General features: G+C 75.0%; 11 protein-coding genes. 6 read left to right on the plus strand and 5 right to left on the minus strand.

Annotation, left to right across the window (positions count from 1 at the left end; all coding sequences use genetic code 11):
* Positions 1-141: 141 nt before the first annotated feature.
* Positions 142-5,103, plus strand: coding sequence for an NAD-glutamate dehydrogenase (locus tag ACF1BN_RS03925; protein ID WP_392330000.1), 4,962 nt, complete (start codon positions 142-144; stop codon positions 5,101-5,103).
* A 72-nt stretch (positions 5,104-5,175) separates the two neighbouring features.
* On the opposite strand, the gene ACF1BN_RS03930 is transcribed toward ACF1BN_RS03925, so the two are convergent.
* The 3 genes from ACF1BN_RS03930 to ACF1BN_RS03940 form a co-directional block, all read right to left on the minus strand.
* Positions 5,176-6,516, minus strand: coding sequence for a glycosyltransferase 87 family protein (locus ACF1BN_RS03930; RefSeq protein WP_392330001.1), 1,341 nt, complete (start codon positions 6,514-6,516; stop codon positions 5,176-5,178).
* 161 nt (positions 6,517-6,677) lie between these two features.
* Positions 6,678-7,466 (minus strand): ABC transporter ATP-binding protein, encoded by a 789-nt coding sequence (locus ACF1BN_RS03935; protein WP_392330002.1) that lies wholly within the window; start codon positions 7,464-7,466, stop codon positions 6,678-6,680.
* Positions 7,459-8,397, minus strand: a complete 939-nt coding sequence (locus tag ACF1BN_RS03940) for an ABC transporter permease (RefSeq protein WP_392330003.1) — start codon at positions 8,395-8,397, stop codon at positions 7,459-7,461. Before ACF1BN_RS03940 ends, ACF1BN_RS03935 begins: the two co-directional genes overlap by 8 nt.
* A gap of 157 nt (positions 8,398-8,554) precedes the next feature.
* Here ACF1BN_RS03940 and ACF1BN_RS03945 point away from each other — a divergent pair, with 157 nt between their 5' ends.
* A complete protein-coding gene (locus ACF1BN_RS03945; RefSeq protein WP_392330004.1) occupies positions 8,555-9,169 on the plus strand; it encodes a TetR/AcrR family transcriptional regulator in 615 nt (204 codons plus the stop codon).
* 196 nt (positions 9,170-9,365) lie between these two features.
* On the opposite strand, the gene ACF1BN_RS03950 is transcribed toward ACF1BN_RS03945, so the two are convergent.
* Positions 9,366-13,352, minus strand: coding sequence for an FHA domain-containing protein (locus ACF1BN_RS03950; protein ID WP_392330005.1), 3,987 nt, complete (start codon positions 13,350-13,352; stop codon positions 9,366-9,368).
* Between the two features lie 562 nt (positions 13,353-13,914).
* Here ACF1BN_RS03950 and ACF1BN_RS03955 point away from each other — a divergent pair.
* The 4 genes from ACF1BN_RS03955 to ACF1BN_RS03970 all read left to right on the plus strand — a co-directional run bounded on the left by ACF1BN_RS03955 (position 13,915) and on the right by ACF1BN_RS03970 (position 19,829).
* Positions 13,915-15,660: a serine/threonine-protein kinase gene (locus ACF1BN_RS03955; protein WP_392330006.1), complete on the plus strand. Its 1,746-nt coding sequence runs from the start codon at positions 13,915-13,917 to the stop codon at positions 15,658-15,660.
* 202 nt (positions 15,661-15,862) lie between these two features.
* Positions 15,863-17,116 (plus strand): serine/threonine-protein kinase, encoded by a 1,254-nt coding sequence (locus tag ACF1BN_RS03960; RefSeq protein WP_392330007.1) that lies wholly within the window; start codon positions 15,863-15,865, stop codon positions 17,114-17,116.
* 67 nt (positions 17,117-17,183) lie between these two features.
* The gene (gene prfB, locus ACF1BN_RS03965) at positions 17,184-18,293 is read left to right on the plus strand and encodes a peptide chain release factor 2 (RefSeq protein ID WP_392330008.1); all 1,110 of its coding nucleotides are present in this window, start codon (positions 17,184-17,186) and stop codon (positions 18,291-18,293) included.
* A gap of 366 nt (positions 18,294-18,659) precedes the next feature.
* Entirely contained in the window at positions 18,660-19,829 is a 1,170-nt protein-coding gene (locus ACF1BN_RS03970) for a hypothetical protein (RefSeq protein WP_392330009.1), read from the plus strand.
* Between the two features lie 120 nt (positions 19,830-19,949).
* Here the strand turns inward: ACF1BN_RS03970 and ACF1BN_RS03975 are convergent, their stop codons facing one another.
* Positions 19,950-20,132 carry a hypothetical protein gene (locus tag ACF1BN_RS03975; protein WP_376604703.1) on the minus strand — a complete coding sequence of 61 codons (183 nt, stop codon included), beginning with the start codon at positions 20,130-20,132 and terminating at the stop codon, positions 19,950-19,952.
* Positions 20,133-20,174 lie beyond the last annotated feature (42 nt).

The raw sequence follows: 20,174 nt of genomic DNA on the forward strand, positions 1-20,174 counted from the left end.
AATCGCCGCTCTTTGTGGCCGGTTTCCATCCGGGCATCTCTCAGCCGGGCCTAACGTCGACTTCGACCGGAGACACCGCGTCGAGGCGTTCCGCCCTACCCACCGACGTCACGCAACGGCGCGCGACAGGAGTCAGAGGACATGCAGACCAAGCTGGACGAAGCAAAGGCCGAGCTGCTCGAGAGGGCCGCCCGCGTAGCTGAGCACAGCCCGGTCGGGGGGCGACTTCCGACGGGCCCGGAGGGCGGCCGCCCGGACCGGGACACGGTGCTCGACTACCTCCAGCGCTACTACCTGCACACCGCCCCCGAGGACCTCGGCGACCGCGACCCGGACGACGTCTTCGGCGCCGCGCTGGCCCACTACCGGCTCGCGGAGAACCGCCCCCAGGGCACCGCGAACGTCCGCGTGCACACCCCGACGGTCGAGGAGAACGGCTGGACCAGCAGCCACTCCGTCGTCGAGGTCGTCACCGACGACATGCCGTTCCTCGTCGACTCCGTCACCAACGAGCTCTCCCGCCAGGGCCGCGGCATCCACGTCGTGATCCACCCGCAGGTCCTCGTCCGCCGTGACATCACCGGCAGGCTCATCGAGGTCCTGTCGACCCAGATCCACGGCGAGCTGCCGCACGACGCGCTCGCCGAGTCCTGGATCCACGTCGAGATCGACCGCGAGACCGACAAGGCCGACCTCAAGCAGATCACCACCGATCTGCTCCGCGTCCTCTCCGACGTCCGCGAGACCGTCGAGGACTGGGAGAAGATGCGCGACGCCGCGCTGCGCATCGCCGACGGCCTGCCCGCCGAGCCCACCGCCTCCGACCTGCGGCCCACCGAGGTCGAGGAGGCCCAGGAGCTGCTGCGCTGGCTCGCCGACGACCACTTCACCTTCCTCGGCTACCGCGAGTACGAGCTCGTCGACGGTGACGCGCTCGCCGCCGTGCCCGGCACCGGCCTCGGCATCCTGCGCTCCGACCCGCACCACACCGACGGCGAGTCCGGCCACCACGCCCACCCGGTCTCCCCGTCCTTCAGCAGGCTCCCCGCCGACGCCCGCGCCAAGGCCCGCGAGCACAAGCTGCTCATCCTGACGAAGGCCAACAGCCGCGCGACCGTCCACCGCCCCTCGTACCTCGACTACGTCGGCGTGAAGAAGTTCGACGCCGACGGCAACGTCATCGGCGAGCGCCGCTTCCTCGGCCTCTTCTCGTCCGCCGCGTACACCGAGTCGGTCCGCCGGGTCCCCGTCGTCAAGCGCAAGGTCCAGGAGGTGCTGGCCGGCGCCGGCTTCTCCCCGAACAGCCACGACGGCCGCGACCTGCTCCAGATCCTGGAGACCTACCCGCGCGACGAGCTGTTCCAGACCCCGGTCGACCAGCTCCGGTCCGTCGTCACCAGCGTCCTGTACCTCCAGGAGCGGCGCCGGCTGCGGCTCTACCTGCGCCAGGACGAGTACGGCCGCTACTACTCGGCCCTCGTCTACCTGCCGCGCGACCGCTACACCACCCGCGTCCGGCTGCGGATCATCGACATCCTCAAGGAGGAGCTGAACGGCACCTCCGTCGACTTCACCGCCTGGAACACCGAGTCGATCCTCTCCCGCCTCCACTTCGTCATCCGCGTCGAGCCCGGCACCGAGCTCGCCGCCCTCACCGACGCCGACGTGGACCGCATCGAGGCCCGGCTCGTCGAGGCCGCCCGCTCCTGGGCCGACGGCTTCGGCGAGGCCCTCAACGCCGAGTTCGGCGAGGAGCGCGCCGCCGAGCTGCTCCGCCGCTACGGCAACGCCTTCTCCGAGGGCTACAAGGCGGACCACTCGCCGCGCGCCGCCGTCTCCGACCTCGTCCGCATGGAGGCCCTCGCCGCCAGCGGCAAGGACTTCGCGCTCTCCCTCTACGAGCCCGTCGCCGCCGGCCCCGGCGAGCGCCGCTTCAAGATCTACAAGACCGGCGAGCCGGTCTCCCTCTCCGCCGTCCTGCCGGTCCTCAACCGCCTCGGCGTCGAGGTCACCGACGAGCGCCCGTACGAGCTCCGCTGCGCCGACCGCACCCACGCCTGGATCTACGACTTCGGCCTGCGCATGCCGGCCGCCACCGGCAACGGCGGCGACTACGCCGGCGACGACGCCCGCGAGCGCTTCCAGGAGGCCTTCTCCGCCACCTGGACCGGCCAGGCCGAGAACGACAACTTCAACTCCCTCGTCCTCTCCGCCGGGCTCACCTGGCGCGAGGCGATGGTGCTGCGCGCCTACGCCAAGTACCTCCGCCAGGCGAGCTCGCCCTTCAGCCAGGACTACATGGAGGACACCCTCCGCAACAACGTCCACACCACCCGGCTGCTCGTCTCCCTCTTCGAGGCCCGGATGGCCCCGGAGCGGCAGCGCGCCGGCACCGAGCTGACCGACGGGATCCTGGAGGAGCTCGACGGCGCCCTCGACCAGGTCGCCAGCCTCGACGAGGACCGGATCCTGCGGTCCTTCCTCACCGTCATCAAGGCGACCCTGCGGACCAACTTCTTCCAGAAGGCCGCGGACGGGCAGCCGCACGCGTACGTCTCCATGAAGTTCGACCCGCAGGCCATCCCCGACCTGCCGGCCCCGCGCCCCGCCTTCGAGATCTGGGTGTACTCGCCCCGCGTCGAGGGCGTCCACCTGCGCTTCGGCAAGGTCGCCCGAGGCGGCCTGCGCTGGTCCGACCGGCGCGAGGACTTCCGTACCGAGATCCTCGGCCTGGTCAAGGCGCAGATGGTGAAGAACACCGTCATCGTGCCCGTCGGCGCCAAGGGCGGCTTCGTCGCCAAGCAGCTCCCCGACCCGGCCGCCGACCGCGACGCCTGGCTGGCCGAGGGCATCGCCTCGTACCGGACCTTCATCTCGGCGCTCCTCGACATCACCGACAACCTGGTGGCCGGCGAGGTCGTGCCCCCCCTCGACGTGGTCCGCCACGACGAGGACGACACCTACCTCGTCGTCGCCGCCGACAAGGGCACCGCCACCTTCTCCGACATCGCCAACGGCGTCGCGGAGTCGTACGGCTTCTGGCTCGGCGACGCCTTCGCCTCCGGCGGCTCCGCCGGCTACGACCACAAGGGCATGGGCATCACCGCCCGCGGCGCCTGGGAGTCCGTCAAGCGGCACTTCCGCGAGCTCGGCCACGACACCCAGACCGAGGACTTCACCGTCGTCGGCGTCGGCGACATGTCCGGCGACGTCTTCGGCAACGGCATGCTGCTCTCCGAGCACATCCGCCTCGTGGCCGCCTTCGACCACCGCCACATCTTCATCGACCCGAACCCGGACGCCGCCACCTCCTACGCCGAGCGCCGCCGCCTCTTCGACCTGCCCCGCTCCTCCTGGGCCGACTACGACACCTCGCTGCTGTCCGCGGGCGGCGGCATCCACCCCCGCACCGCCAAGTCGATCCCGGTCAACGCCCACATGCGGGCCGCGCTCGGCATCGAGGACGGCGTCACCAAGCTGACCCCGGCCGAACTGATGAAGTCGATCCTCCAGGCCCCCGTGGACCTGCTGTGGAACGGCGGCATCGGCACCTACGTGAAGTCCTCCGCCGAGGCCAACGCCGACGTCGGCGACAAGGCCAACGACGCCATCCGCGTCGACGGCCAGGACGTCCGCGCCAAGGTCGTCGGCGAGGGCGGCAACCTCGGCGCCACCCAGCTCGGCCGCATCGAGTTCGCCCGCGCCGGCGGCCCCGAGGCCGAGGGCGGCAAGATCAACACCGACGCCATCGACAACAGCGCCGGCGTCGACACCTCCGACCACGAGGTCAACATCAAGATCCTGCTCAACGGGCTCGTCGCCGAGGGCGACATGACCGTCAAGCAGCGCAACAGGATCCTCGCCGAGATGACCGACGAGGTCGGCCGGCTCGTCCTGCGCAACAACTACGCGCAGAACACCGCCCTCGCCAACGCCGTCGCCCAGTCGCCCTCCCTGCTCCACGCCCACCAGCGCTTCATGCGCCGCCTGGGCCGCGACGGGGCGCTCGACCGCTCCCTGGAGTTCCTGCCCAACGACCGGCAGATCCGCGAGCTGCTCAACACCGAGCGGGGCCTCAGCCAGCCCGAGCTCGCCGTCCTCCTCGCCTACACCAAGATCACGGTGGCCGACGAGCTGATCGGCACCGAGCTGCCCGACGACCCGTACCTGGCCGGTCTGCTCCACGCCTACTTCCCGACGCTGCTGCGCGAGAAGTTCGGCGAGGCCGTCGACGGACACGCGCTGCGCCGCGAGATCATCACCACCATCCTGGTCAACGACACCGTCAACACCGGCGGCTCGACCTTCCTGCACCGCCTCCGGGAGGAGACCGGCGCGTCGCTGGAGGAGATCGTGCGGGCCCAGACCGCGGCCCGGACCATCTTCCGGCTCGGCGAGGTCTGGGACGCCGTCGAGGCCCTCGACAACCGGGTCCCGGCCGAGGTCCAGACCCGGATGCGGCTGCACTCCCGCCGGCTCGTCGAGCGCGGCACCCGCTGGCTGCTCAACAACCGGCCGCAGCCGCTCGCGATCGGCGAGACCATCGACTTCTTCGCGGAGCGGGTCGAGCAGGTCTGGGGACGGCTGCCGCAGCTGCTGCGCGGCTCGGACGCCGAGTGGTACCAGTCGATCCTCGACGAGCTGACCGGCTTCGGGGTCCCGGAGGAGCTGGCCCTGCGGGTCGCCGGCTTCTCGTCCGCCTTCCCGACGCTCGACATCGTCGCGATCGCCGACCGGATCGAGAAGGACCCGCTGGCCGTCGCCGAGGTCTACTACGACCTGGCCGACCGGCTCCGGATCACCGACCTGATGGACCGGATCATCGAGCTGCCGCGGGCCGACCGCTGGCAGTCCATGGCCCGCGCCTCCATCCGCGAGGACCTCTTCGCCGCGCACGCGGCGCTGACCTCGGACGTCCTGGTCGCCGGCGACGGCTCCGCGACGCCGGAGGAGCGCTTCAAGGCGTGGGAGGAGAAGAACGCGGCGATCCTGGGCCGGGCCCACACGACCCTGGAGGAGATCCAGGGCTCGGACACCTTCGACCTGGCGAACCTGTCGGTGGCCATGCGGACGATGCGGACCCTGCTGCGCACGCACAGCTGACCGCCGCCTTCGAAGAAGGGCCCCGCCGGAAGCCTCGCGCTTCCGGCGGGGCCCTTCGGCCGTGAGCGGGGGTCATTCCCGTACGGGGGCGACCGACGCCCTCCACAGGCGGTGGGCGGCGAGGGCGGCCGCGGCGAGGAGGAGGCCGTTGCGCAGCACCATCACCGCCAGGCCGGGCGGGGTGCCGAGGACGACCTCGGCGTAGAGGACCGGGTACGCGAGGGCGCTGAGCGCCGCCGCGGGGAGCAGGAGCAGCGCCACCGGGCGCATCACGGTCCGGCGCGAGGTCAGGCAGACGGCGGCGAGGCCGAGCAGCCAGATCATGTACTGGGGGCTGATCACCCGGCTCGTCACGGTGAAGAGCAGCACGGCGGCGAGGGCCGCGTCGAACGGGGTGGCCTCGGACCAGCGGGTCGCGCGCAGCCGCCACAGCACCAGCCACAGGGCGGCGGCGACGGCGAGCAGCAGGAAGAGGTGGCCGAGAGTGGACACGTACGGGCCCACGTACTCGTACGCCCCGAAGCGGATCTCCGTGGTCCCCGGCCAGAGTCCGGCGGCGCGGGCCAGGCCGAGCGCGGTGCCGCCCAGGGACTCGATCTGGATGCCCCGGGCGCCCTGCCCGCGCAGGAAGCCCAGCGCGTCGGAGAAGCAGAGCGCGAGCACCGCGAGGAGGGTGGCGGCGGTGACGGCGGCGGCCGTCCACGCCTCCCTGGTCGTACGGCCCCGGGGCGTGCCGATCAGCGCGAGCGCGGGCCACACCTTCACCATCGCGCCGAGCCCGGCGAGCGCGCCGCCGAGCCGGTGGCCGGCGGGGGAGCGGAGCTTGAACAGCAGCAGGGCGAGGACGGCGAGGGCGGTGGCCATGACGTCGTACCGGGCGAGCGGCAGATGGAGGAGGAGCGGCAGGGCGCAGACCCAGTACCAGGCGCCGTGGGTGAGCCGCGAGCGGTCCGCGAGGGCGAGGCCGAGGGTGAGGGCGGCGTCGGCGACCAGGGTCAGCACGACGAACGCCTGGGTGTAGTCGAGCCAGGGCGTGAGCAGCCCCGGCGCCATGATCACGAGCCCGGCGCCGGGCGGGTACTGCCAGGTGGGGTCGGAGGGCGGGAAGGTGCCATCGGCGAACAGCCCGTACCAGTGGCGGTAGAGGAGCTGGACCTCGTGCCCGACCCCGCCGATGCCGAGGCTGTCGGCGGTGAGCAGCGCCAGCATGCCGAGCCGCGTGAGCAGCCATACGGCGGCGAGCGCGAGGGCCGGGCCGTGCCCGACGGTGACGAAGGTGGCGGACGTGAAGGTGTCCGAGTCGAAGGGGGAGCGGGTGAGGGAGGGGGGTGAGGGGGTGGCGGGGGAGGCGCCGGGGGTGGTGCCGGAGGAGCGGGAGCGGGGGCGGGGGCTGGGGGGATCGGGCGTCGTCACGCTCCGACCTTAGGTCTGAGGTGGGTGATATGCGTGATTTGTTCGCCTGTGTGGCGCCGCCTGGTCGGGGCGGGCGTGGGGGTGCCGGACGGTTGGGCTGAAGGTGGGGTGTGGGGGTGCCGGCCGCTTGGGCCGGGGGTCGGGTGCGGGGTGGGGGCCGGTCAGGTCCGGTGGGGGGTGGTGCCGGTTCGGGTGAAGTCCTCGTACGCCGCCACCACCTCGTCCGCCGGGCCGTCCATGCGGAGCGTCCCCGCCTCCAGCCAGAGGGCGCGGTCGCAGGTGTCGCGGATGGTGGCGTGGGAGTGGGCGACGAGGAAGACCGTGCCGGCCGCGGCGCGCAGCTCGTCGATCCGGCGGCGGCTGCGGCGCTGGAAGCGGGCGTCCCCGGTGGCCAGGGCCTCGTCGATGAGGAGCACGTCGTGGCTCCGGGCCGTCGCGGAGATCGCGAAGCGGAGGCGGGCGCCCATGCCGGCGGAGTAGGTGCGCATGGGGCGGGAGAGCGGGTCGTCGAGGGGGTTGCCGGTGGAGAGTCCGGAGAAGTCGACGATCTCGTCGTAGCGGGACTCGATCTCCGGGCGGCGCATGCCCATGGCGAGCCCGCCGAGGATCACGTTCCGCTCGCCCGAGAGGTCGCCCATGAGGGCCGCGTCGACGCCGAGGAGGGCGGGGCGGCCGCGGGTGTGGATCGCGCCGCTCTCCACCGGCTGGAGGCCCGCGATGGCCTTCAGGAGGGTGGATTTCCCGGATCCGTTCGAACCGATCAGGCCGATCGCCTCGCCGCGCCGCGCCACGAAGCCGACCCCCCTCACGGCGTGCACCCGGCGGCTGCCGCGCGGGCCGGTCGGCACGGTGTAGGAGACGTGGACGCGGTCGGCGATCACGGTGGGGTCCGGTGCCGCCGCGCCGGAGCGGGCGGCGGGGTCCGGTGTCGTCGTCACGGGGTCAGCCACGGCCGTACGTCTCCTCCGCCTTCCAGAACCAGACGAAGCCGCCCGCGAAGGCCAGCACCGCCCAGCCGGCGGCCAGGGCCCACACATGGGGCGGCAGGTTCTCCGCGGTGAAGCTGTCGACGAGGGCGAAGCGGACGAGGTCGATGTAGACCGCGGCCGGATTGCACTGGAGGGCGAGGACCACCCCGTCGGGGAAGCGTCCGCTCGACGCCATGGAGCCGATCGACCACATCACGCCCGAGACGTACATCCAGGTGCGCAGCACGAACGGCATCAGCTGGCTGATGTCCGGGGTGCGGGCGGCGAGCCGGGCGAGGGCGAGCGAGAGTCCGGCGCTGAAGAGGGCCTGGAGCGCGATCGCCGGCACCGCGAGCAGCCAGCTCCAGGTCGGGAACTCCCCGAAGCAGAGCAGGATCACGACGAGCGCGCCGAGCGACAGGAGGAGTTGCTGGAGCTGGAGCAGCGCGAGGGAGAGGGGGAGGCTCGCGCGGGGGAAGTGCAGGGCGCGGACCAGGCCGAGGTTGCCGCTGATCGCGCGCGTGCCGGCGGTCAGCGTGTTGGCGGTGAAGGTCCACACGAAGACGCCGGTGAGGAGGAAGGGGAGGTAGTCCGGGACGCCGTGCTGGACGTTCATCAGGACGCCGAACATCAGGTAGTACACGGCCGCGTTGAGCAGCGGGGTCATCAGCTGCCACAGCTGGCCGAGCCGGGCCTGGCTGTACTGGGCGGTGAGCCGGGCGGTCGCGAAGGCCGCGATGAAGTCGCGGCGGGCCCAGAGCTGCCGCACGTAGGCGGGGAGGGGCGGCCGGGCGCCGCTGACGGAGAGGCCGTGGCGGCGGGCGAGGGCCCGGAGGTCCTCACCGGAGGGTGCGGGTGCGGGCCGGGCGTCGGCGGGGGTCGCGGTCGGCGGCGGGGGCAGTGTCAGGGTCACGGCGGGCGCTTTCGACGGAGGGTGGAGGGGCGGAGCGCGTCGGGACGGAACCGTCACGACGGAACGCGTCCGTATCGTCGTGAGGGCGAGACTAGGCGGGCTCGCGACGGAACGCAACCGTATCGTCGTGACGTAACCGCTGGTTAGGATGCCGTTCATGAGCACCCCCACGCCCCGTCGCGCTCCCGCCGGAGCCGCCGTGCTCCGCGAGGACGTCACCGAGGCCATCCGCGCCGCCGTCTTCGAGGAGCTCGCCGCCGTCGGCTTCGCCCGGATGTCCATCGAGGGCATCGCGCGGCGCGCGGGGGTCGGGAAGACCGCCGTCTACCGGCGGTGGAAGTCCAAGCTCGCCCTCGTCCTGGACCTGGTCGGCGCCGTCGCCGCGCAGGGCCTGCCGGCCCCCGCCACGGGGTCGCTGGAGGGGGACGTACGGGCGCTCCTCACCGTCGCCTCGCACGCCCTGCGCCACCCGATCGCCTCACAGGTGATCCCCGAGCTCCTCGTCGAGGCCGCCCGGCAGCCCGAGATCGCCGAACCGGTCCGTACGGCGCTCCTCGACGGACAGGAGGGCGTGGTCGCCCAGATCGTCCGCGAGGCGGTCGCCCGCGGCGAGCTCCCCGAGGGCACCGACCCCGCCCGCGCCCTCGACCTCGTCGTGGGCCCCCTCTACTGGCGCCTGGTCGTCGCCCGCACCGACCTCCCGGAGGGGTACGTGGCCGACCTCACCCGCGCGGCGGTGGCGGGGCTGCGGACGCTGCCGCCCGGGAAGTGAGGAGCCCGGCGGGGGAGGCCTGACCCCTCCGCCGGTACGCGCGTGCGCCCCGGCGTGCCTCCGCGGCCACGCCGCCACGCGCGCGTGGCGTCCCGGCGTACGTCCGCCGGTGCGTCGCCCTGCGCGGGTGCCTCGGCGGGCGTACGCCGGGACGGCCGCCACGCGCGCGTGCCAGGCGTCCTCCGAGGCGGCCGGGTCAGGCGTGCGTGAGCGGGGGGACCGGGGCGGCTTCCACCGAACGGGCCGCGCGGTCCAGGGCGCTGGCGAGCAGGGCCAGGTCCGTCGGGCCGTTGCCCAGCTCGCGCACCGGGCGGCGGGCGGGCGGGTCGCCCATACGCTCCCACTCCAGCGGGACGACGGTCGGCCGCAGCGTCGCCGTACGCGGGATCCTGCCCGTGATCCGGCCCGCCTGGAACGGCGTCACCCGCCCGTCCGGATGCCCCAGCCGTCCCCGGCCGGGCGACGGCACATCGGGCCCCGGCGCGCTCGCCGGCGCGTCCAGCACCACCCGCAGCCGGGCCCCGTGCGCGAGGTCGGTGTCGGCGGTCCGGTCCGGCCGGGCGGAGGTCGCGACCAGATGCACCCCGAGTCGTTCGCCGTGGCGCGCGACCGCTTCCAGGGCCCGGACGACGGATCCCGCGGCGGGCCGTCCCGGCGCGCCGAGGGCGGGGGCGACGAGGGCGTCGAAGTCGTCCACGAGCACGACGAGCCTCGGCAGCGGCACCCGGCCGCCGGCGGGCCGCGGGAGGTGGTCCTCCTCGCCGCCCGGCCGCGGCACGCGCGCGCCGCCCCGCTCGCCGACCCCGCCCGGGCCTTCGTCGGCCCGCGGCGTCCGCCCGCTCGCCGCGCCCCGGACGTCGCCCGCTCCCGGGTACGCCGTGCGGGCGCTCGGCGTCCTGTCCAGGTCGCCGCCGCCGGAGTGACCGGAGGGCGCCGTACGCCCTCCGGCGGAGCCGCGGTCCTCCCCGGCCGCCGACGGGTACGCCGTACGCCCGCTCGCGGCACCCGGCACGTCCCCGCCGCCCGCCGACGGGTACGCCGTACGGGAGCTCGGGCTCCTGGAGAGGTCGGAAGCGCTCGGGTACGGCGTACGACCGCTCGACGCGCCGGTCACGTCCCCGGCGCCCGGCTGGGCGGCACGGCCGCCCGGGGCGCCCTGGGCCTCCCCGGATCCGGGGTGGGGCGTACGCCCGCTGCCGGGGCTCCGCACCTCCGCCGCGCCCGCGTTCGGGTACGGCGTGCGCCCGCTCGCGGGGCCGCGGAGGTCGGCGGAGCCCGGGTGCGGCGTCCGCCCGCCGCCGGTGCCCGGGACGTCCGCCGCGCCCGGGTACGGCGTGCGGCCGCTCGCGGGGTCGGCGTCCGGGAGGTCGGTGCGGAGGGTGCGACTGCTGGGGCGGGTGGGGAGCTCGGCGGCGCGGCCGCCCGGGCGGCCGTGGAAGGCGGCCGGGAGGTCGCCCACCGGCGCGCGGCCGGCGAGGCGGTCGCTGGGGGTGGCGGGCAGTTCGCCGGACGGGCGGGGGACCCGGGCCACGGGGCGGTCGGCCGTCTCGTCCCCGCCCTGGTACGAGGTCCGGACCCCCGGCGGGGTGTCGCCCACCGCGCCCGCGCCCGTGCGCAGGGTCCGGCCGCTCGGGAGGTCGCCGAGCTCGGACGGGTCGGGGAGCCGGAGGCCCGCCCGGACGCCCTGCGGCACCGACTCGGCGGCGCTCGGGGTCCGCTGGCCGATCACCGCGCGCGTGCTCCGGCGGTCGGCGAAGTCCGCGTCCCCGAGCAGCTCCGCGCGGCGCTTCAGCTCGGCGCCCAGGGCCTGGGCGAACTCCCGCATCCGGACCGGGTCCGACGCCACCAGATGCTCGGTGACGTGCGGCAGCTCCGTACAGGCCGCGAGGCCCTCGCCGCGGTCGCCGCCCGCGCCGTCCACCAGCAGCAGCCCGAGCCGGTCCGGGCGCGCCCCGGCCGCGAGGGAGGCGGCGACGGAGCGCAGCAGCTCCGTCCGGCCGCTGCCCGCCGGGCCCTCGATCAGCAGGTGCGGTCCTTCCGCCGTGAGGTCCACGGAGAGCGGGCCGCGCGGACCCGCGCCGAGGACCGCCGTGCCCTCCCCGGCGGACGCCCAGCGGGCCATCAGGGACGCGGGAGTGGCCCGGGCCAGGCCGAGCTCGTCCAGGAGGCGGGCCGACGGCGGCAGCGCGGCCGCCCGCCCCGGCGCGGCCGAGGACGCGTCCGTGCGCAGCGGGGCCAGCGCCCGGCCGAAGCGCTCCGCCCAGGCCACGGAGACCGCGTCGACGACCCCGACCGTGCCGTGGCCGGCGGTCCGCCCGCCGGAGGTCCGCAGCAGCCGCAGGGCGGTCGCCACGTCTCCGCTGAGCAGGGCCGCCGCCCCGCATTCGCGGAAGGCGAGGGAGGCCGCGCAGGCCGCCTCGTAGGTGGCGGCGACCGGCGAGGCCGGGGAGGCCGAGGGCGCCTCGGCGAGGCAGAGCAGATGGATGCCGGCCGCCGAACCGGCCCCGGCGAGCCGGGCCACCGTCTCGCGCAGCGCCGCCGTGCCGGGGTCGCCGTCCACGACGACGACCGTCGCCGGGCCCGCGTACCGCGCGGCGGCCTCCGCGACGGCGGCCCGGTCCGCGCTGGCCCAGCCGGGCCCGAGCGGCCCGTCGTCCAGGCGCCGGGTCAGCTCGGCCGTACGGGCCTGGGCCTGCTCGCGGTCGTACGCCAGCAGCAGCCGGCAGTCCTGCCCGTGCGCGGGCCGCACGTGCGGGAGCCAGCCGAGCCAGCCCCAGGCGCGCCTCCGCTCCTCCAGGGAGCGGTTGCGGTCGGCGCTGACGAGGACGATCTCCAGGTCGGCCGGGGAGTGCAGCGCGGCCAGCTGGGCCACGACGGCCCGCGCCAGGCCGGCCAGCCGGTCGGCGGGACCCGCGAGGCCCAGGGAGCCGGCCTCGCGCAGCCCGACGGTGACGGGCACCCCGGACAGCTCCGCCCGGTCGGCCGTGCCGAGGCGGACCACCAGGGTCTCGGGGTGGCTGGCGGCCCGCTCCCACAGCCGGGGGCCGGGTCCGAGCGCGGTGAGCAGGACGGCCGCCGGATCGGGCCAGGTGTCGGGCGCGGCGGCGGCGCCGGACGCTTCGGCCGGGGCCGCCTCGGGCGCGGCCGGGGACGCGGGCGCGCCGGGCGCCGGGTCCGCCTCGCGGCCGCCCGCGAACCGCCGGGCCCAGGCGCCGAGCCCGCGCCGGCCGGTCCTGCGGGTGGCCGGGTCGCCGCCGTCGGGAGCCGTACGGACCCGGCCGTGCGCCTCGCCGCCTTCGCCCTCGGGATCCCCCGCACGCGCGTGCCCGGCGTCCGGCCACGCGTCCGCGAGCGGCACGCCGCGGGCCGCGCCATGGGTCTCGGGGCCGTGTCCGGGCCAGGGGGCGCCCGCCGTCCGGGCCTCGGTCCCGCCGGGCCGGGGCCACGCGCCCGTGCCGGTGTCCGGCTCGGCGGCGCGGCCGGGGGCGTCCGCGTCCGGGACGGCGGTGGGCTCCGGCAGGGGCACGCGCAGGTGGCCCTCGCCGTCGGGGGCGGTGGGCAGGGTCCCGGGGGCGGCCGGAGCGTCGTCGGGGACGGTGAGCCGCAGCGTGGACTCGCCGAGCCGGAGGAGGGCCCCGGGCCGGAGCCGGACCGGGCGGTCGCCGACGGGCGCGCCGTCGAGCGTCGTGCCGTTGGTGGAGCCGAGGTCGGCGACGGTCACCCGGCCGTCACCGGCGACGGTGACCGTGCAGTGCGCGCGGGAGACGTCCGGGTCGTCCAGCGGCACGTCCGCCTCCACGGAACGGCCGACGCGGATCGGCCCGCCGTGCAGGAGGTGCACCCCGCCCGCGTCCGGTCCGGCCACCACGTGCAGCCGGGCGGCGGAGGAGGCGGTGGCGGCGAGACCGGCCCGGTCGTCCGGGTCCGGGGCGTGCAGCGCGAGGACCGCCCCGTCGACCAGCGGCGGCTCGCCCAGCACGCAGCGGCGGGCGTCCAGCCGCTCCGCGCCCGCGTACAGCACGGGCGTGCCGGTGCCGGCCGCTTCGGGGCCGGTGACGGCGGCGGCGAGGTTCGAGGCCACGGCGGAGAGGGCCGTGCCCGCGGGGGCGGTGACGAGCACGTCGCAGGCGCGGCCGGCGCCGTGGCCGGCGTGCGGCGCGAGGACGGTCAGCCGGATCTGCATCGACGTCAGCGGTCCCTTCTGCGCGACATGCCCGGCAGGGGAACCGCCCCGTGTCTCCCCCCACCCGGCACGGACGCGTCGCCCGGTACAGGTCGGCACGGCGCGGGGGCTCCCGACCCCACCGACGCGACGTGCTGGAGGCATCCTCGCACCTGCCGCCGACAACCCGCCGCCGGGTCACCCCGGAGTGATCTTGAACGGTGGTCCGGAACCGCCGGGTGTGACGCGAAAGCGCCAGGTCGTCCGGTGCGGCGGGGCCGGTGCGGCAACCATCCCGGCCGGAGGAGCGTCTTCTTCCGGACAAGTTCGGACGGAACCCGGGTGGGGTTCCGGCGCCGGTCACCGGCGGGCGGGACCGCCTCGCGGCGGCCCGGACGCTTCGGACGGGCCAGCGGAAATCGGCCTGTGGACGACCGGGCTGTGACCCGTTCGGCGGCACTAGAGTGGGTCGGACACCCGGACGGGTCACAACTGAGAAGCAAGAGGACCTCCGGGGCCCCGGCTCGGTTCCCACCGAGCGGGACCGGCCACCCAGGACCACGATCAGCAGGGAGCGCGTGACGTGCGGCCAATCGGCAGCAAGTACCTGCTCGAGGAGCCGCTCGGCCGCGGCGCCACGGGCACCGTCTGGCGAGCCCGCCAGCGGGAGACGGCGGGCGCCGAGGCGGCCGTGCCCGGCCAGCCCGGCGAGACCGTGGCGATCAAGGTCCTCAAGGAGGAGCTGGCCAACGACGCGGACATCGTGATGCGCTTCCTGCGCGAGCGGTCCGTCCTCCTCCGGCTGACGCACCCGAACATCGTGCGCACCCGCGACCTGGTCGTCGAAGGCGATGTCCTCGCCCTCGTCATGGACCTCGTCGAAGGCCCCGACCTGCACCGCTACCTCCGCGAGAACGGCCCGCTGACCCCGGTCGCCGCCGCCCTGCTCACCGCGCAGATCGCCGACGCGCTCGCCGCCAGCCACGCCGACGGGGTCGTCCACCGCGACCTCAAGCCGGCCAACGTGCTGCTGGCCGAGCGGGACGGCGCCATGCACCCGATGCTGACCGACTTCGGCATCGCGCGCCTCGCCGACTCCCCGGGCCTCACCCGCACCCACGAGTTCGTCGGCACGCCCGCGTACGTGGCGCCGGAGTCCGCCGAGGGCCGCCCGCAGACCTCCGCCGTCGACATCTACGGCGCCGGCATCCTCCTGTACGAGCTGGTCACCGGCCGTCCGCCGTTCGCCGGCGGGAGCGCCCTCGAAGTCCTCCACATGCACCTCAGCGAGGAGCCCCGGCGCCCGTCCACGGTGCCCGCGCCCCTGTGGACGGTCATCGAGCGCTGCCTCAGCAAGGACCCCGACCGGCGGCCCAGCGCCGTCAACCTGGCGCGCGGCCTGCGCACGGTCGCCGCCGGCATCGGCGTCCACTCCTCGCCCGCCCAGATCGAGGCCGCCGAGGGCGTGGGAGCCCTGCTCGCCCCGGACCCCGACCCGCCTCAGGTCCCGGGGACCCCCGGCGCCGCCGACCCGACCCAGGTGCTGCCCACCGGCGCCGGCGGGCGGTTCGACCCGGCCGCCGCCACCAGCGTCCTGCCCACCGGCGGACCGGCCGGCTCCGCCGACCCGACCACGGTCCTGCCCACCGGCGCCCCCGCCGGAGCGGCCGGCCCGACCGCCGTCATGCCGGCCATGCCGCCGAACCCCCCGGCGGAGGACCCGCACCCCTGGCAGAACCAGCTCCGCGCCGCCCGGGACCGCAACGAGCAGACCCAGGTCCACTACCTCGACCCCAGCGAGGACCCGCTGCGCCGCCGCCCCGCGCGCCGCCCGCAGCAGCCGCCGCAGGCCCCGCCGTACCAGCAGGGGCCGCCGCAGCAGCAGCCCCAGCAGTACCAGCAGCCGCAGCAGCCGCCGTACCAGCAGCAGCGCCCCGCCCCGCAGCAGTACCGGCAGCCGCAGCAGCCCGCCCCGCAGCAGTACCAGCCGCCGCAGCCCCCGCAGCAGCAGTACGCACCGCCGCAGCAGCCCCAGCAGCCGCAGCGGCCCCAGCCGCCCGCCCCCCGCGAGCCGCGCCGCCGCAGCGCCAACCCGGTGCGGATCCCCGGCCTCGGCTGCCTCAAGGGCTGCCTGGTCATGATCGTCCTCTTCGTGGTGGCCGGCTGGCTCGTCTGGGAGCTCACCCCGCTCCAGGACTGGATCGCCCAGGGCAAGGGCTACTGGGAGGCCATCGGGGACGGCATCGCCACCGTCAGCGACTGGATCTCCACCATCGGGGACGCCACCGGATCCGGCGGATCCACCGGCTCGGGCGGCACCGGCCAGTAGCCGCCGCCCACCCCGGAACCGCGCCCGGAAGCCGTATCCGGAAGCGGTACCGCAGTGGCGGCGCGGAGGCAGCACGACCGCCGGAAAAGCGGTCGCGCTGCCGATTTATCGACTTCCGAGGGGTGATTTCGCTCCGGAAGTGACGTGCGGCGGCCCGGGACGCGTAACTTTGACGCGAACCGCAGCCGCTGAGGGAGCAGTCTTGGCACGGAACATCGGCAGCCGCTACACCACCCACCAGATCCTCGGGCGGGGCAGCGCCGGAACGGTGTGGCTCGGCGAGGGGCCCGAAGGGCCCGTCGCCGTCAAACTGCTGCGCGAGGACCTGGCCTCCGACCAGGAGCTCGTCGGCCGCTTCGTGCAGGAGCGGACCGCCCTGCTCGGCCTTGACCACCCGCGCGTGGTCAAGGTCCGCGACCTCGTCGTCGACGGCAACGACCTCGCCCTCGTCATGGACCTGGTCCGCGGCACCGACCTGCGCACCCGCCTCGACCGCGAGCGCCGGCTCGCCCCCGAGGCCGCCGTCGCGATCATCCGGGACGTCGCCGAGGGCCTGGCCGCCGCCCACGCGGCCGGCGTCGTCCACCGGGACGTCAAGCCGGAGAACATCCTGCTCGACATGGAGGGCCCGATCGGCCCCGGCGGCGCCCACCCCGCGCTCCTCACCGACTTCGGCGTCGCCAAGCTCATCGACACCCCCGGCCGCACCAAGGCCACCCGGATCATCGGCACCCCGGACTACCTCGCCCCCGAGATCGTCGAGGGCCTGCCGCCGCGCGCCGCCGTCGACATCTACGCCCTCGCCACCGTCCTGTACGAACTGCTGGCCGGCTTCACCCCGTTCGGCGGCGGCCATCCCGGCGCCGTCCTGCGCCGCCACGTCACCGAGACCGTCGTCCCCCTCCCCGGCATCCCCGAGGAACTGTGGCAGCTGCTCGTCCAGTGCCTCGCCAAGGCCCCCGCCTCCCGGCTGCGCGCCTCGGAGCTGGCCGCCCGCCTCGCCGACGTCCTGCCGCTGCTCAAGGGCATCCCGCCGCTGGACGTGGACGAGCCCGGCGTCGAACCCGCGCCCCAGGAGCCGTACGAGGACCCGGCGTACGCCACCTCCGCCGGAGCGCCCGCGGACACCGGCCGCCGCCGCGCGGCCGTCCCGCTGGTGCCCGGCGCCTCCGCCGACTCGCACCGCGACACCCACACCTCCATGCGCGTCCCGGGCCCCGAGGAGCTGTCCGGCGGCCCGCACGGCACCGCCCGCGCCCCGCGCCCGGCCGGCGCCCGCCGGCCCGGCTCGGCCCGCAACCGCTCCGGGACGGTCCGCAAGCGCCGGATCGTCCTCGGCGTCGCGGCCGCCGTGGCCGCGGGCGCGCTCGGCGTCGGCGGCTATCTGGCGCTCGCCGGGGACGGCGGAACCCCGCCCCAGGACTCCCGGCCGTCCTCGCAGCCCGCGCAGCCGTGACCCCGTCCGTCCACAGGGCGGACGGGCACAGGTTCGGCTCCCGGCCGGGAGCCGTTACGCTGGACGCGTGGCAGTCGTCGATGTATCCGAAGAGCTGAAGTCCCTCTCCTCGACCATGGGGTCGATCGAGGCCGTCCTGGACCTCGACAAGCTGAGGGCAGACATCGCCGTGCTCGAAGAGCAGGCCGCGGCCCCGTCCCTCTGGGACGACCCGGAGGCGGCGCAGAAGATCACGAGCAAGCTTTCCCACCTCCAGGCCGAGGTCCGCAAGGCCGAGACGCTCCGCGGCCGCATCGACGACCTCGGGGTCCTCTTCGACCTCGCCGAGGAGATGGACGACGCGGACACCCGCGCCGAGGCCGAGACCGAGCTCACCGCCGTGCGGAAGGCGCTCGACGAGATGGAGGTCCGCACCCTCCTCTCCGGCGAGTACGACGAGCGCGAGGCGCTGGTCAACATCCGCGCGGAGGCCGGCGGCGTCGACGCCTCCGACTTCGCCGAGCGCCTCCAGCGCATGTACCTGCGCTGGGCCGAGCGCCACGGCTACTCGACCGAGATCTACGAGACCTCGTACGCGGAGGAGGCCGGCATCAAGTCGACCACCTTCGTCGTCAAGGCCCCGTACGCCTACGGCACCCTCTCCGTCGAGCAGGGCACCCACCGCCTGGTGCGCATCTCGCCCTTCGACAACCAGGGCCGCCGCCAGACCTCCTTCGCCGGCGTCGAGATCCTCCCGGTCGTCGAGTCCTCGGACCACGTCGAGATCGAGGAGTCGGACCTCCGCGTCGACGTGTACCGCGCCTCGGGCCCCGGCGGCCAGGGCGTCAACACCACCGACTCGGCCGTCCGCATCACGCACCTCCCGACGGGCATCGTGGTCTCCTGCCAGAACGAGCGCTCGCAGATCCAGAACAAGGCGAGCGCCATGAACGTCCTCCAGGCCAAGCTGCTGGAGCGTCAGCGCCAGGAGGAGCGGGCCAAGATGGACGCCCTCAAGGACAGCGGCAGCTCCTGGGGCAACCAGATGCGGTCGTACGTCCTCCACCCGTACCAGATGGTCAAGGACCTCCGGACGGAGTTCGAGGTCGGCAACCCGCAGTCGGTCCTCGACGGCGAGATCGACGGCTTCCTGGAGGCCGGCATCCGCTGGCGCAAGCAGCAGGAGCAGGCGAAGTAACCGCCCCTCGGCATTCGTTTCCGGGCCCCGCACCTCTCGGTGCGGGGCCCGGCGCGTTCGCCGGTGCAAGCGGTTCGGTGGTGGGTGGGGTGCTTTGTCGACAAGGGAACTGCCGTCGTGAGGCCCGCAGTTCCGGGTTTACGTCACAGTTGCATCGTCACATGCCGTCCAACTGGTGATCTTTCGGGCATCGCACGCGCAACGGCCTTGACGCTGCATCGGAAACTCGGAAGGGTGGCTGGATGGCATGCGCATATCTGGGGCGCGTGTGAACGGGGGCAGGTCCAGTAACCATGACGCTTCCCGTGCCCGAGGGCCCCTGGCGCTGCCCCATGACGAGATGAAGCTACTGGGGGTAGCAACCAGATGACCAACAAGACGCGAGTCCGCCTGGCGCGAGTCGCGGCCGGTGCCGTGATCATCGCCGGTGCGTCCCTGACCGCGGCGGGCGCCGCGCAGGCCGTCAGCAGCGGCAACGACGGTTCGACCCTTGAGGTGACCGTCGGCGCGCTCAGCGGCGATGAGGGTGAGGACGGCGGCAACGAGATCGCCGGCAGCATCGAGGGCCAGGACGGCGGGAACGACGCCGGTGGCGACGGTGGCGCGGCCGATGGCGGCGCTGACGGTGGCGACGGCGGTGCGGCCGATGGCGGTGCCGATGGTGGCGACGGCGGTGCGGCTGACGGCGGCGCTGACGGTGGCGACGGTGGCGCGGCTGACGGCGGTGCCGATGGTGGCGACGGTGGCGCGGCCGATGGCGGTGCCGATGGTGGCGACGGCGGTGCGGCCGATGGCGGCGCTGACGGTGGCGACGGCGGTGCGGCTGACGGCGGCGCTGACGGTGGCGACGGCGGTGCGGCTGACGGCGGTGCCGATGGTGGCGACGGCGGTGCGGCCGATGGCGGCGCTGACGGTGGCGACGGTGGCGCGGCTGACGGCGGTGCCGATGGTGGCGACGGCGGTGCGGCCGACGGCGGCGCTGACGGTGGCGACGGTGGCGCGGCCGACGGCGGCGCTGACGGTGGCGACGGCGGTGCGGCCGATGGCGGCGCTGACGCCGGCAACGGTGGCAACGGCAACAACGGTGGCGCCGACGCCGGTAACGGCGGCAACGGCAACAACGGCGGCAACGGCAACGGCGGCAACGGGAACGGGAACGGCGGCAACGGTGGTTCGTCCACCGACGGCGGTTCCGCGACCGACGGCGGCACGTCCACCGACGGCGGCACGTCGACCACCGGTGGTTCCTCCACCGACGGCGGCTCCGGCAGCTGCACCGTCGAGCTCGACGGCGTCGAGTGCGTCGCCGACGGTTCGACCGGCTCCAACGGTTCGACCGGCTCCGACAACAACACCGACACCCAGCAGGCCGGCTCCCAGCCGGTGCAGCAGGGTGAGGCCAAGGAGGAGCTCGCCGAGACCGGTGCGGCCGAGACCTCGTTCCTGATCATCGGCGCCGCCACCATGATCGCCGGTGGCATCGGCTTCCGCTTCCTGCCGCGCCTCGTCGCGGGCGGGCGCGGCGCCGCCGCCTGAGTGACCTAGCGGTACACAGAAGGGCCGGGGAGGCTTCCTCCCCGGCCCTTCGACCGTTCCGGCTCGTGTGCGGCCCGCGGGCCCACAGAGCTGCCGCGCGGCCCCGGGGGCCGCGGGCACCTACACCGTGCGGACCGCCGCCAGCAGTGCCAGCGTCGCCAGCAGGGCGATCACCAGCGTCAGTACCATCGCGGGGGACAGCCCCTGCGGCTCCAGGCGCTCGCGGTTGGCCCTGCAGACGGGGCAGCGACCCTCGGCGACCGGGGCCGCGCAGTTGGCGCACACCAGTCGGTCGTAGGTCATACGCTCTCCTCCTCCCGCACGGGGCTCACACCAGGACAACGC

This window comes from Streptomyces sp. NPDC014861 (genome assembly GCF_043081625.1).
GTDB lineage: Bacteria > Actinomycetota > Actinomycetes > Streptomycetales > Streptomycetaceae > Streptomyces.